2 protein-coding genes are annotated in these 1,043 nt (G+C 37.1%); both read right to left on the bottom strand.

Features of this window, described 5'->3' with window-relative positions:
* Nucleotides 1-24: 24 nt before the first annotated feature.
* The gene (locus tag CDZ78_RS20900; RefSeq protein ID WP_087871643.1) at nucleotides 25-555 is read right to left on the bottom strand and encodes a hypothetical protein; all 531 of its coding nucleotides are present in this window, start codon (nucleotides 553-555) and stop codon (nucleotides 25-27) included.
* Between the two features lie 52 nt (nucleotides 556-607).
* Nucleotides 608-1,043 (bottom strand): ISAzo13-like element transposase-related protein (locus tag CDZ78_RS20895; protein WP_444979218.1); only part of this gene is annotated, 436 nt, incomplete at its 5' end.

Here is a 1,043-nt window from a genome sequence, read left to right as displayed (position 1 = left end):
ACCAGCATTGTGTATTTCAGCTACTCAATAATTGGGAAACTTCAGCTTTTTAATCTCTACCCATTTATCTAAGGCAAACGTATGCCTAAGAGCATTTCCTTTTTCCAATTTATATTTCGCAAATGAGTCTGAGCCAACTATACACCCGTTAAGATCCGGATTGGTTTCACTTAATTTATACCCCAACCGATCGCTACCATTTTGAAAATATGGAACCCGATAATGAGAGAGTTCAAAATACCCATCCATACAAGAGTCACGACTCGGTCGGATATCAATATTTAGCCCTTTGTCGTGTTGGGAAAATTCAAAATCCATGTACAACAATTTTTTCAGGTTACTTTTTGCAACGCATCTTTCGATATTTCCACGCTGGGCTTGAAGGCTGCTTTCTGCAATTAACCTATCTAAAATAATTTTCTTATCACCCTGTAGATACAATTCATAAAATTTATACCCCATTGAACCCACAAGGGCTATTACCGATATAATCGTGACAAAACCAATTATTTGCCCAATTACTTTTGCGGCATTCATTCCTTGAATTTGTCCCACTTTGGTTAGAACTATCTTTAGGAATAAGCACGAAACAACTTCCCGATATTAATTATTCTTGAGGAATTGCACGGTAATTCCATTTTGGTAAATGTGTATCAAATACAATCGGCATTATTTCTTTGAAGTCAGCGGCATATTTTCGTCCTGTCTCGTATATTTTGTCGAGTATGTGAACAATTGTTGTTAGTCCTTTTGACGTTGATGTTCTAGAAATCAATGTTTTAACTGTTTCAACCGAGTCAAATACAACACCTTCACAAGCACGAGTCACATGAGGAAAAAAACGATGTTCAATGGGATTATACTTGGAGGTATAAGGAGGATAGTGGGCAATCCTAATTTCCAATCCAAGTGCATTCGCAGTCTTTTGTAAATCTTCTTTAAAAATGTAGTGCCGTGAGCTGTTACTCCCTCCACCATCGCAAAGGATCAACAATGATTTTGCTTTAGGATAATGAATAATACCCTCGTTTACCCACCATTGA

Origin of the sequence: Bathymodiolus platifrons methanotrophic gill symbiont (assembly GCF_002189065.1) — a bacterium.
Lineage (GTDB): Bacteria > Pseudomonadota > Gammaproteobacteria > Methylococcales > Methylomonadaceae > Methyloprofundus.
The sequence above is the reverse complement of the archived record's forward strand: the minus strand, read 5'-3'. Positions and strand labels throughout refer to the sequence as shown.